Here is a 12,784-nt window from a genome sequence, read left to right as displayed (position 1 = left end):
ATAAATGGTACTAAAGAATTATTCAATAATTATGCGATAACTATTGCCTTCGGTTTGTAAAAACCGAAGGCAACGTTATTACTCCTCAAGTCTTATATCCAATCCAAGTCCTTTCAACTCGTGCATTAACACATTGAAAGATTCTGGTAAACCAGGTTCTGGCATTGGTTCTCCTTTAACGATAGACTCATATGTTTTTGCTCTACCGATTACGTCATCAGATTTTACAGTTAAGATTTCACGAAGTGTCGCAGAAGCTCCATAGGCTTCTAATGCCCAAACTTCCATCTCACCAAAACGCTGACCTCCAAACTGTGCTTTACCTCCTAATGGTTGTTGTGTAATTAGTGAATAAGGACCGATAGAACGCGCGTGCATTTTATCTTCAATCATGTGTCCTAATTTCAGCATATAAATCACACCAACAGTTGCTGGTTGATCAAATTGATCTCCTGTTCCTCCATCATATAAATAAGTGTGTCCATATCTTGGAATTCCAGCTTCATCAGTTAGATCATTAATTTGATCAATTGTAGCTCCATCAAAAATTGGAGTCGCATATTTTTTACCTAATTTTTGACCAGCCCAACCTAAAACAGTCTCATAAATCTGACCAATATTCATACGCGATGGTACCCCAAGTGGATTTAATACGATATCAACAGGAGTTCCATCTTCTAAGAATGGCATATCTTCTTGACGTACAATACGAGCAACAATACCTTTGTTACCGTGACGCCCTGCCATCTTATCACCAACTTTAAGTTTACGCTTTTTAGCAATATAAACTTTTGCTAATTTTATAATTCCAGATGGAAGCTCATCTCCTACAGTAATTGTAAATTTCTCTCTTCGTAAATTACCTTGAAGATCGTTTTCTTTAATTTTATAGTTGTGAATTAAATCTGCTACGAGTGCATTTAAATGATCATCCGTTGTCCAAGTTCCCTGTGTAAGGTGCGTGTAATCATCAACAGAATTTAACATTTTTAAGGTATATTTTTTACCCTTTGGTAAAACATCTTCCCCTAAATCATTTTTAACGCCTTGAGCAGTTTTACCTCCAATAATTGCAAAAAGCTTATCGATTAATTCCGATTTTAAAGCCTCAAACTTCACTCGGTATTTATCTTCTAAATTTGCAATCTCTTCTTTATCTTGAGCACGTTTACGCTTATCTTTAATTGCTCTTGCAAATAACTTTTTATTAATTACAACACCTTCTAGAGATGGTGAGGCTTTTAAAGAAGCATCTTTAACGTCTCCGGCTTTATCACCAAAAATTGCACGAAGTAATTTTTCTTCTGGAGTTGGATCCGATTCTCCTTTAGGTGTAATCTTTCCAATTAAAATATCTCCAGGTTTTACCTCTGCTCCTATTCTAATCATTCCGTGTTCGTCAAGATCTTTAGTAGCATCTTCAGAAACATTAGGAATATCATTAGTCAGTTCTTCATTACCTAATTTGGTATCTCTAACTTCTAGTGAATATTCATCAATGTGGATAGAAGTAAATATATCTTCACGTACGACTTTTTCCGAAATTACAATTGCATCCTCAAAGTTATATCCTTTCCAAGGCATAAAAGCAACTTTCATATTTCGTCCTAGAGCTAATTCTCCGGCTTCAGTTGCATAACCTTGACAAAGTACTTGTCCTTTTTTAACACGATCTCCTACACGAACGATTGGTTTTAAGTTTACAGAAGTACCTTGGTTGGTTTTTCTGAACTTAATAAGATCATAGGTTTTAGAATCTGAATCGAAACTTACCATTCTTTCTTCATCAGTACGGTCATACTTAATGGTAATTTGTCTTGCATCTACATATTCTACTGTTCCGTCTCCTTCAGCATTCATTAACACTCGAGAATCAGAAGCAACTTGACGTTCTAGACCTGTTCCAACAATTGGAGAATCTACACGTAATAAAGGTACTGCCTGACGCATCATATTTGATCCCATCAACGCACGGTTCGCATCATCATGTTCCAAAAATGGAATTAATGAAGCGGAAATTGAAGAAATCTGGTTTGGTGCTACATCAGTAAAATGAACTTCTTTAGGATCTACTACCGGGAAGTCACCTTCCATTCTTGCAATAACTTTATCCGTGTCAATTGTTCCATCATCCTTAGATGGAATATTGGCTTGTGCAATTAATTTTCCTTCTTCCTCTTCAGCAGAGAAATAAACTGGTTCATTCTCTATATCTAATTTCCCATCTTCAACTTTACGATAAGGTGTTTCGATAAAGCCCATTCCGTTTACTTTCGCATAAACAGAAAGTGAAGAAATTAACCCAATGTTTGGACCTTCAGGTGTTTCAATAGGACAAAGTCTTCCGTAGTGTGTATAGTGAACATCACGAACTTCAAAACCTGCTCTTTCTCTTGATAGACCTCCTGGTCCTAAAGCAGAAAGACGACGCTTATGCGTGATTTCCGCAAGTGGATTGGTTTGATCCATAAATTGAGACAATTGGTTAGTCCCAAAAAATGAATTAATTACAGAAGAAAGTGTTTTTGCATTAATTAAATCAATTGGTGTAAACACTTCGTTATCACGTACATTCATACGCTCACGAATTGTTCTTGCCATACGAGCAAGACCTACACCAAATTGTTGAGATAATTGTTCACCAACTGTTCTTACACGACGATTAGATAAATGATCAATATCGTCGATCTCAGCTTTAGAATTAATCAGCTCAATTAAATATTTTATAATGGTGATAATATCTTGTTTGGTAAGCACCTGCTTATCCATTTCGATATTAAGACCTAGTTTTTTATTCATTCGGTAACGACCAACTTCTCCTAAGTTATAACGTTGATCTGAGAAGAATAATTTATCAATTATTCCTCTAGCAGTTTCCTCATCTGGCGGTTCTGCGTTACGTAATTGTCTGTATATATGTTCTACTGCTTCTTTTTCAGAATTAGTAGGATCTTTTTGTAAAGTGTTATGAATAATAGCATAATCACCCGTAGAATTATCTTCTTTATGAAGAAGAATTGTTTTTGTTCCGGTTTCTAAAATTTCCTCAATATGATCCTTTTCTAATTCAGTATCACGATCAAGAACGATTTCATTACGCTCAATAGAAACTACTTCTCCTGTATCTTCATCTACAAAATCTTCATACCAAGTATTAAGCACACGCGCAGCTAACTTACGTCCCAATACTTTTTTAAGACCAGATTTTGAAACTTTCACTTCCTCTGCAAGGTCAAAAATTTCAAGAATATCTTTATCTCTTTCAAAACCGATTGCACGGAAAAGTGTAGTTACCGGTAATTTTTTCTTACGATCGATATAAGCGTACATAACGCTATTAATATCGGTTGCAAATTCTATCCAAGATCCTTTAAAAGGAATAACTCGGGCAGAGTATAATTTTGTTCCATTAGCGTGGAACGATTGTCCAAAGAAAACTCCAGGAGAACGGTGCAACTGTGAAACCACTACGCGTTCTGCGCCATTAATACAAAAAGTACCACTTGGAGTCATATAAGGAATTGTCCCCAAATAAACATCCTGAACAATAGTTTCAAAATCTTCGTGTTCTGGATCTGTACAATAAAGCTTTAATCTAGCTTTAAGCGGCACACTATAGGTCAATCCTCGCTCAATACATTCTTGAATAGAATAACGTGGAGGATCAACAAAATAATCTAAAAACTCTAATACGAATTGGTTACGGGTGTCCGTAATCGGGAAATTCTCTTTGAAGGTATTGTAAAGTCCTTCATTTCCCCTTTCTTCTGATTTGGTTTCTAATTGAAAGAAATCCTGAAATGATTTTATCTGGATATCAAGAAAATCCGGATAATCAGGTCTGTTCTTTACAGAAGAGAAATTCAATCTTTCAGTTTGCGTTTCTAACATCTATGGACGGAATTTGAGGTTTTCAAAACGCTGCAAGACCAGGGTTTTGAAAGCATAATTAACTTATAAATATGTTGTGTAAAGTACACGTTGCGCATAAATACGCAAAATGGTTTAGACCTTCAGGAGCATTTCCTGAGGTCTAAACCTAAATAATATTGCTTGGTAAGCTTACTTAAGCTCAACCTCAGCTCCTGCTTCTTCTAACTGTGATTTAAGTGCTTCAGCTTCGTCTTTTGCTACACCTTCTTTTACTGGAGCAGGTGCACCATCTACTAATCCTTTAGCATCTTTAAGTCCAAGACCTGTAAGTTCTTTAACAAGTTTTACAACTGCTAACTTAGAACCACCTGGAGCTTTAAGAATTACATCAAATTCAGTTTGCTCTTCAGCTTCTTCACCTCCACCAGCAGCACCGCCACCAGCAACAGCTACTGCAGCAGCTGCAGGCTCTATACCATATTCTTCTTTTAAAATATCAGCTAACTCATTAACTTCTTTTACTGTTAAGTTAACTAATTGTTCTGCGAAATCTTTTAAATCTGCCATTTTCTATCGTTTTAAAATGTGTAATTTAATTTATAATTGTTAAAAAGTGCGTACGTAATTTATGCTTCTTTTTCAGAAAGTGTCTTCAATATACCAGAAAGTTTACTTCCACCTGACTTAAGTGCTGAAATAACATTTTTAGTCGGTGATTGTAATAATCCAATAATATCTCCGATAACCTCTTCTTTTGATTTAATATTAGATAATGATTCTAAATACTCATCTCCAACATAAATTGCTTCATCAATAAAAGCACCTTTAAGAACAGGCTTCTCATTTTTCTTTCTAAACTCTTTGATTACTTTTGCTGGCGCATTTCCAGTTTCAGCAATCATTATAGATGTATTGCCTTTTAAAGTAGATGGTAACTCACCAAAATCTTTTTCAGCGGCTTCCATTGCTTTAGCTAACAATGTATTTTTAACTACCGATAACTTCACATTAGCTTTAAAACAAGCTCTTCTTAAATTTGAAGTTGTTCCAGCATCTAACCCTGAAATATCTGCTAAATATATCGTTGAAGTGTCAGCTAACTGGGCAGTTAAATCCTTTATTACTTGTGATTTTTCTTCTCTTGTCATAATAATTTAATTATTGCTCAGTAAACTTTTTAGTGTCAATTGCCACACTCGGGCTCATGGTACTAGACATATGTATACTCTTTATGTAAATACCTTTGGCAGCCTGAGGCTTCAACTTTACCAGCGTAGTTAATAATTCTCTTGCATTACCTGCGATCTTTTCAGAATCAAATGATGCTTTACCAATTGCAGCGTGTACAATTCCTGTTTTATCAACTTTAAAGTCAATTTTACCGGCTTTCACATCAGATACAGCCTTTGCAATATCCATTGTTACCGTACCGGTTTTTGGGTTTGGCATTAAACCTCTTGGACCTAAAATACGACCCAAAGGACCTAATTTACCCATAACGCTTGGCATGGTAATAATCACATCAACATCTGTCCAACCTCCTTTAATTTTCTCAAGGTACTCATCTAAACCAACATAATCAGCTCCCGCATCTTTAGCTTCTTGTTCTTTATCTGGTGTAACCAAAGCTAAAACTTTAACGTCTTTACCAGTTCCATGAGGAAGTGTTACAACACCTCTAACCATTTGGTTAGCCTTTCTAGGATCTACATTTAAACGTACCGCTAAATCAACTGAAGGATCAAAATTTACGTTAGATATATCTTTTACTAAAGCTGAAGCTTCTGCAACTGTATATAATTTAGAATTATCTACTTTTGCCTGAACTTCTTTCTGCTTTTTTGTCAACTTTGCCATTTTTAATTTCTTTTTGGATTAAAACGGTGCATCACCTTTGATAGTTACTCCCATTGAACGAGCTGTACCTGCAACCATTTTCATAGCTGATTCTACAGTAAATGCATTTAAGTCTTGCATTTTATCTTCGGCAATAGCTTTCACTTGATCCCAAGAAATACTAGCTATTTTCTTACGGTTAGGCTCACCTGATCCTTTCTTTGTTTTAGCTGCTTCTAATATTTGTACGGCTGCTGGTGGAGTCTTAATAACAAAGTCAAAAGACTTATCTTTATAAACTGTAATTGCAACCGGTAATACTTTTCCTGCTTTATCCTGAGTACGACCATTGAATTGCTTACAGAATTCCATGATATTAACTCCGGCAGCACCCAAAGCAGGTCCAACTGGTGGTGAAGGATTAGCTGCACCTCCGCGTACTTGTAGTTTTACAACCTTACTTACTTCTTTTGCCATTTTCTAATTTTAAATTTGAATTATTTTTAAAAGTGGAAGCATTAAGAATAATTCTAATTATATAAGCGTAACAACTTAAACTTTTTCAACTTGCATATAACTAAGCTCTAAAGGTGTTTTTCTTCCGAAAATCTTAACCATAACTTCAAGCTTACGTTTCTCTTCGTTTACTTTTTCTATCGTTCCATTAAATCCGTTAAACGGACCATCAATCACCTTAATAGTCTCTCCAACAGTATAAGGGATCGCAATGTTATCTTCCTTAACAGCCAACTCATCAACCTTCCCTAACATTCTATTAACCTCAGACTTTCTTAAAGGAACAGGATCCCCTCCTTTTGTTTCACCTAAGAAGCCTATTACACCATTAATACCTTTAATTATATGAGGTATTTCTCCGCCAAGATTAGCCTTAACCATTACATAACCAGGAAAATAAACACGCTCTTTATTGATTTTTTTTCCGTTACGAACCTGAATTACTTTCTCAGTAGGAACCAAAATTTGCTCAACATAATCTTCAAGACCTTGATGAGCAATTTCTTTTTCTATATAATCTTTAATCTTATTCTCTTGCCCGCTTACTGAACGAACAACATACCATTTCTTCAATTTATCTTCAGCCATTCTCCGCTAATTTTAGGATTTCACCCATTTGAAATACTCTTCGACTAATTCACCGAAAACAGTATCTACTCCCCAGATCGCTAAGGCAAAGATCACCGAAAAAACTAAAACCAATACTGACAAACGTTGCGCTTCGGCAAATGAAGGCCAAGTTACATGGTTTTTTAATTCATCGTATGATTGAGATATATAATTTACAATTCCTGCCATTGTTATTCTATGTTTGCACGGGTTGAGAGGCTCGAACTCCCGACACCTGGTTTTGGAGACCAGTGCTCTACCAACTGAGCTAAACCCGTAAATACAAGTCAAGGTATTCCGCTTTCACGGAACACCTTAACTTAGATATATCTAATTGACTAACTTATTTAGTCTAAAATTTCAGTTACCTGACCAGCTCCTACTGTTCTACCTCCTTCACGGATAGCAAAACGAAGACCTACATTCATTGCAATTGTCTGGATAAGCTCCACAGTAATTGTCAAGTTATCTCCAGGCATTACCATCTCAACTCCATCAGGAAGGTTAATTGTTCCTGTAACATCAGTTGTACGAACGTAGAACTGAGGACGGTAATTGTTATGGAATGGAGTATGACGTCCACCTTCTTCTTTTTTCAAGATATAAACCTCTGCTTTAAATTTAGCGTGAGGAGTTACAGAACCTGGCTTACAGATCACCATACCTCTTGAAATTTGAGCCTTTTCAATACCTCTTAACAAAATACCTACATTATCTCCAGCCTCTCCTCTATCAAGAATCTTACGGAACATCTCAACTCCAGTAATAGTAGAAGTTAATTTTTCAGCTCCCATTCCGATAATTTCCACAGGATCTCCAGTGTTAGCCACACCTGTTTCAATACGACCAGTTGCAACAGTACCACGACCAGTAATAGAGAATACATCTTCAATTGGCATCAAGAAATCCTTATCAACATCACGTTGAGGCAATTCAATCCACTCATCTACAGCTTCCATAAGATCTAAAACAGTCTTAGCCCATTTCTCCTCACCTTCTAAAGCACCTAAAGCAGATCCAGAAATCACAGGAGCATTATCTCCATCATACTCATAGAAAGAAAGCAAATCTCTTACTTCCATCTCAACAAGCTCTAATAATTCCTCATCATCTACTAAATCAACTTTATTCAAGAAAGTAACAATTCTAGGAATACCTACCTGACGACCTAATAAGATGTGCTCACGAGTTTGCGGCATTGGACCATCTGTTGCAGCAACAACAAGAATAGCACCGTCCATCTGAGCAGCACCAGTTACCATGTTCTTCACATAATCGGCGTGACCTGGACAGTCAACGTGCGCATAGTGACGATTTGCAGTTTGATACTCTACGTGTGAAGAGTTAATAGTAATACCTCTTTCTTTTTCTTCAGGAGCATTATCAATTTGATCAAATGCACTAGCTTCAGAATATCCAGCATCAGCCATCACTTTCGTAATCGCTGCAGTTAAAGTCGTTTTTCCGTGATCTACGTGTCCAATCGTACCAATATTCAAGTGCGGTTTGGAACGATCATAAGTTTCCTTTGCCATAATTAATACTTATTTAATCTTAGTTATATATTAGTGTTCAATTTTATTCAATACAAAAAACCTAAAGCTCAAGAGAGCTAGGTTTTAAAAAATACCCCTAACGAAATCACCCATCTAGAGCCAACGACGAGAATTGAACTCGTGACCTCTTCCTTACCAAGGAAACGCTCTACCCCTGAGCTACGTCGGCGTAAAACCGTTAATTCTCCTCGAGAATTTTTAAAGAGCGGGAGACCGGGTTCGAACCGGCGACATTCAGCTTGGAAGGCTGACGCTCTACCAACTGAGCTACTCCCGCATTATTATTTACGCTCTTTAAATTTACATTAAAAAAGCAACATTAGTGGGGAGAGCAGGATTCGAACCTGCGAAGTCGAAAGACAGCAGATTTACAGTCTGCCCTCGTTGGCCGCTTGAGTATCTCCCCAAACTTGATTACCGAAGCAATCAAATCAAAATTTCATAGAACAGAGCCGATGGAGGGACTCGAACCCACGACCTGCTGATTACAAATCAGCTGCTCTAGCCAGCTGAGCTACATCGGCTTTTTTAGTTCAACTTTTCACTAAAAAAAAGCCCGTTATCGCTAACGGACTGCAAATATAAGACTGTTTATGTTTTCTGCAAAAACTTTTTCAACTTTTTTTAAAAAAAGTTTTTTTAAGCATAAGCTCTTATCTTTTCTTTTCGTTTCTTTAACTGTCTTTTTAAAGTATTAACTCCCTCATCTACACCTTCTTCAAATTTTTTATGGTTTTTTTTTACGACCATTTCATCTCCTGGAACACTTAATAAAATTTCTGTTATTTTATTTTTTGGTTCGGTCGTATTTTCCAATTTTAAGTAAACATCAGCATAAATAATTTTGTCAAAGTAATTTTCCAGTTTGCCTAGTTTATTTTCTATAAAGTTAATCAGTTTTTGATCTGCATTAAAATTTACGGATTGAACATTTACTTTCATGTGTTTTAGTATTTGGTTAATATTCGGGTTTTGGTTTATTTCTTATTTCTAGGGTGTGATTTTTTATATACCTTACTTAATGCCGCCATGCTATTGTGTGTATAAACTTGTGTTGAGGCTAAAGTTGCATGCCCCAAAAGTTCTTTTACATCATTTAAATTAGCGCCTTCGTTCAACAAATGCGTAGCAAAACTATGCCGAATTATATGTGGGCTTCTTTTTGTTTTTGTTGATACCCTACTAAAATAATTATTTATAATTCGGTAAACAAGTGTTTCATAAATTTTATCACCCTTTTCTGTTACTAATAATAACGTTTCATCTTCAATTTTATTGAGTAAATCTCTTTTTTCTAAATAAGCCTCTATAGTTTTTATTACCGAATTTAGCAATGGAAGGATACGCTCTTTATTTCGTTTTCCTAAAATTTTGATGGTTTGTGTTGCGAAGGAGATGTTTTGTATTTTTATATTTATTAATTCTGCTCGCCGCATTCCTGTGGTATAAAGTAACTCAATTATTAGTTTATTACGGAGATCAACAAAATTATTGCCCGTAAAAAGCGCTAAGCCTTCCTCTAGCTCTTTAACTGAAAAAGGTACTTGCACTTTTTTTTCTGTTTTTAAAGCTTTATGTGTTGCTAAAGGAGATTGTTTTATTTGATGTGTTTTCAATAAAAACTTATAATAACTTTTTAGCGAAGCTATTTTTCTATTAATGCTTCGGTTTGCTATATTTTGTTCAGCTAAAGCGATAATCCAACTACGAATTATGCTATAACTAACTGCTGTTAGTGTTTTTAGTTGAAATTCTTCTTCAACAAAATCTGAAAAGAGTTTTAGATCTTTCTCATAAGCTATGAGCGTATGTTCTGAATATTTTTTTTCTAACCGAAGGTAATCTGTGTATTGAGAAAAATCCATAAAAAAACTGTTGACTAACAAAGTTACTAAACTTTATCGATCAACAGTTTTATAAATTCTACAATAGCATTTTTAAATATTATCCTGATCTCTTAAACGCTGTATGTACTGTGCTTTTTGAACTTGTGCTCTTTTTGCTACAGAAGGCTTCGTAAATGTTTGACGATCACGTAGATGACGCATAGTTTTTGTGCGATCAAACTTTCGCTTAAAACGCTTTAATGCTCTTTCTATATTTTCTCCGTCTTTTACTGGTATGATTAACATGTTTTCATCACCTCCTTTCTTTTGCAATTGCAGGCGGCAAAATTAATTCTAATTTTGAAATTTGCAACAAATCAATTCATTTTTTTTAGCTTACAAAAAAGACTCGTTTTCAATATATTATAAAAACGAGTCTTTTAAATTATTAGCTTTAAAAAAATTACTTTGCTGCTGGTTTATATTCCTTCTTGTCGATTATCATTTTAGCGATAATTTCTCTTAAAATTTCAGAGGTTCCTCCTCCAATTGGTCCTAAACGGCTATCACGAAGCATACGTGCTAAGGGATAATCTTCCATATAACCGTAACCGCCTAAAAATTGTAAACAATCGTAAATAGCTTGATCAGCAATTTTAGTTGACATCAATTTAGACATACTCGCTTCCTTCACTACGTATTCTCCTTCATTTAAACGCTTTGCAATAGAATAATTAAATTCTTTACACATTTCTACTTCGCTAGCTATATCTGCTACTTTATGACGTAATGCCTGGAATTTATCTATTGATTTTCCAAATGCTGTACGATCTGCCATATAAGAAAGTGCATAATCTAAAGCATGTTCTGCTCTAGCGTGTGCATTTACTCCCATAATTAATCGCTCTAACGCAAAATGCTGCATTATGTATGGGAAACCTTTTCCTTCTTCACCCATTAAATTTTCAGCAGGAACTTCTACATCAGTAAAAGCTAATTCTGCTGTATCTGAAGCTCGCCAACCCAATTTATTTAATTTAGTTGCCGAAATTCCTTTCATATCACGATCTAATACAAAAATACTCATCCCTTTATTTCCTAATTCAGGATTTGTTTTAGCAGCTACTACCAAGTAATCTGCATAAACTCCATTAGTTATAAAAGTTTTAGAGCCATTAATAATATATTTATCGCCTTTTTTAACGGCAGTAGTTTTCATTCCTGCTACATCAGAACCACCAAATGGTTCTGTAATACAAAGACAGCCTATTTTTTCACCAGCGATACTTGGAGTCAAATATTCTTCTTTAATTCTATGATCTCCTTCTTTATTGATGTGTGTCATTGCTAAATAAGCGTGCGCCCACATGGCTGCTGCAAATCCACCAGAATTTATTTTCTGTAATTCTTCTAGAAATATTATTGTATAAAAAATATCAAGATCTAAACCTCCATATTCTTCTGGAGAGTTAAGGCCAAAATAGCCCATTTCTCCAAATTTTTCCCAAATAAAACGTTCTATTGTTCCTGTCTTCTCCCATTCTTCTATATGTGGAACGACTTCTTTCTGAAGAAATTCCTGAAGGCTTTTTCTAAAAAGCTCGTGCTCTTCTGTAAAATACATGCTGTTCATTTATTTTGTATTAAGCTATTATTTTTAAAAACTGAAAATTGCTCAATTTTTAGTCTATCCGCAAATATAATTTTATTCTTTCTATTTTATGGCTAGGAAAGTCATCTATTTTTGCTAATTCCTCAAAAGTATCAATTCCTTCGTTTAAAAGTCTATAATTAATAATTTCTCTTGCCAACTCATAATTAAAATAAACAATTTCCGAAAGATCTATTATTGAAGCTGTATTTATATTTTTTCTTTTTATTGCTTTTGGTGTTTTTACCGTAAACTTATTTAATAATTTTTCTTCAGTTTCAAAAGGAATTCCATAAACATCTTTTAGTTGAATATTATCTACAAAACCTCCTAATTTATTTCTATACCTTATAATTCTTAACGCAAAGGTTTCTCCAATCCCATTAATTGCTTCCAAATCTTTAGCTGTAGCAACATTTAAGTCCTTCTTCTGAGCAAAAGAAAGCTTAGTTGATAATGATTTTTGTTTGCTTTTTCTTTGCTCTACAACCCAATCTGGAAATTTAAAGTAAGGAGAGATTTCTTTTAATAATGAATCTGAAACTTTTGTTACTCGCTGAAAGTCTGCCTTTGAATTAATCCATTTTTCGTTAGATCTAAACTGATGCAATCTATCAATTTGTTCTGGCGTCATTCCTAAAGTATAACCTTTATAATCGGTTATAAAATTTGGATTAAATGGATAAATTTTAAAAGTTGAAGATTTTTTATCCTTTATTTTTTTCAGCGAATCAATATATTTTTGATAAAATTTTTCTTCTTCGGTTTTATTTATTTCTGTAAAATTCTCACTTGAATTATTTACATAAAACATGCCTCCTAAAAGAGCAACTATAATTATTATTAAAAGAAAAATCCCATTTCGTTGACTTCTGTTGTAAACGAAATGGGATTTTTTATAATTCATAAAGTTTATT

Annotated in this window: 13 protein-coding genes and 5 tRNA genes; all 18 read right to left on the bottom strand. The window is 34.7% G+C overall.

Going from position 1 to position 12,784, the window contains the following annotated elements; translation table 11 throughout:
- Positions 1-78 precede the first annotated feature (78 nt).
- The 18 genes from rpoB to D9R05_RS10495 all read right to left on the bottom strand — a co-directional run bounded on the left by rpoB (position 79) and on the right by D9R05_RS10495 (position 12,774).
- Positions 79-3,891, bottom strand: coding sequence for a DNA-directed RNA polymerase subunit beta (rpoB, locus tag D9R05_RS10580; protein WP_121667190.1), 3,813 nt, complete (start codon positions 3,889-3,891; stop codon positions 79-81).
- Positions 3,892-4,062: 171 nt separating this feature from the next.
- On the bottom strand, positions 4,063-4,440 hold the full coding sequence (gene rplL / locus D9R05_RS10575) for a 50S ribosomal protein L7/L12 (RefSeq protein WP_121667189.1): 378 nt from the start codon (positions 4,438-4,440) through the stop codon (positions 4,063-4,065).
- 59 nt (positions 4,441-4,499) lie between these two features.
- A complete protein-coding gene (gene rplJ / locus D9R05_RS10570) occupies positions 4,500-5,021 on the bottom strand; it encodes a 50S ribosomal protein L10 (RefSeq protein WP_121667188.1) in 522 nt (173 codons plus the stop codon).
- Between the two features lie 10 nt (positions 5,022-5,031).
- Positions 5,032-5,730 (bottom strand): 50S ribosomal protein L1, encoded by a 699-nt coding sequence (gene rplA, locus D9R05_RS10565; protein WP_121667187.1) that lies wholly within the window; start codon positions 5,728-5,730, stop codon positions 5,032-5,034.
- Between the two features lie 18 nt (positions 5,731-5,748).
- Complete coding sequence (rplK, locus tag D9R05_RS10560) at positions 5,749-6,186, bottom strand: 50S ribosomal protein L11 (protein WP_121667186.1); 438 nt, start codon at positions 6,184-6,186, stop codon at positions 5,749-5,751.
- A 75-nt stretch (positions 6,187-6,261) separates the two neighbouring features.
- Entirely contained in the window at positions 6,262-6,813 is a 552-nt protein-coding gene (gene nusG, locus D9R05_RS10555; protein WP_121667185.1) for a transcription termination/antitermination protein NusG, read from the bottom strand.
- Positions 6,814-6,825: 12 nt separating this feature from the next.
- Entirely contained in the window at positions 6,826-7,023 is a 198-nt protein-coding gene (gene secE, locus D9R05_RS10550) for a preprotein translocase subunit SecE (protein WP_121667184.1), read from the bottom strand.
- A gap of 16 nt (positions 7,024-7,039) precedes the next feature.
- Positions 7,040-7,112: transfer RNA gene (locus tag D9R05_RS10545), tRNA-Trp, on the bottom strand.
- A gap of 69 nt (positions 7,113-7,181) precedes the next feature.
- Entirely contained in the window at positions 7,182-8,369 is a 1,188-nt protein-coding gene (gene tuf, locus D9R05_RS10540; RefSeq protein ID WP_121667183.1) for an elongation factor Tu, read from the bottom strand.
- Positions 8,370-8,487: 118 nt separating this feature from the next.
- Positions 8,488-8,559 (bottom strand) — tRNA-Thr (locus tag D9R05_RS10535).
- Between the two features lie 35 nt (positions 8,560-8,594).
- Positions 8,595-8,667, bottom strand: a tRNA-Gly gene (locus D9R05_RS10530).
- A gap of 46 nt (positions 8,668-8,713) precedes the next feature.
- Positions 8,714-8,796: transfer RNA gene (locus D9R05_RS10525), tRNA-Tyr, on the bottom strand.
- A gap of 44 nt (positions 8,797-8,840) precedes the next feature.
- Positions 8,841-8,914, bottom strand: a tRNA-Thr gene (locus D9R05_RS10520).
- A gap of 115 nt (positions 8,915-9,029) precedes the next feature.
- Positions 9,030-9,332, bottom strand: coding sequence for a ribosome hibernation-promoting factor, HPF/YfiA family (hpf, locus tag D9R05_RS10515; RefSeq protein WP_121667182.1), 303 nt, complete (start codon positions 9,330-9,332; stop codon positions 9,030-9,032).
- 35 nt (positions 9,333-9,367) lie between these two features.
- On the bottom strand, positions 9,368-10,255 hold the full coding sequence (locus D9R05_RS10510) for a tyrosine-type recombinase/integrase (protein ID WP_121667181.1): 888 nt from the start codon (positions 10,253-10,255) through the stop codon (positions 9,368-9,370).
- 72 nt (positions 10,256-10,327) lie between these two features.
- Positions 10,328-10,522, bottom strand: coding sequence for a 30S ribosomal protein S21 (rpsU, locus tag D9R05_RS10505; protein WP_121667216.1), 195 nt, complete (start codon positions 10,520-10,522; stop codon positions 10,328-10,330).
- A 157-nt stretch (positions 10,523-10,679) separates the two neighbouring features.
- The gene (locus D9R05_RS10500; RefSeq protein WP_121667180.1) at positions 10,680-11,849 is read right to left on the bottom strand and encodes an acyl-CoA dehydrogenase family protein; all 1,170 of its coding nucleotides are present in this window, start codon (positions 11,847-11,849) and stop codon (positions 10,680-10,682) included.
- 49 nt (positions 11,850-11,898) lie between these two features.
- Complete coding sequence (locus tag D9R05_RS10495) at positions 11,899-12,774, bottom strand: ComEA family DNA-binding protein (RefSeq protein ID WP_121667179.1); 876 nt, start codon at positions 12,772-12,774, stop codon at positions 11,899-11,901.
- Between the last annotated feature and the right edge of the window lie 10 nt (positions 12,775-12,784).

It is taken from the genome of Mesonia aquimarina (assembly GCF_003667275.1).
Taxonomy (GTDB): Bacteria; Bacteroidota; Bacteroidia; order Flavobacteriales; family Flavobacteriaceae; genus Mesonia; species Mesonia aquimarina.
This window is presented reverse-complemented; position numbering and strand designations above follow the sequence as displayed.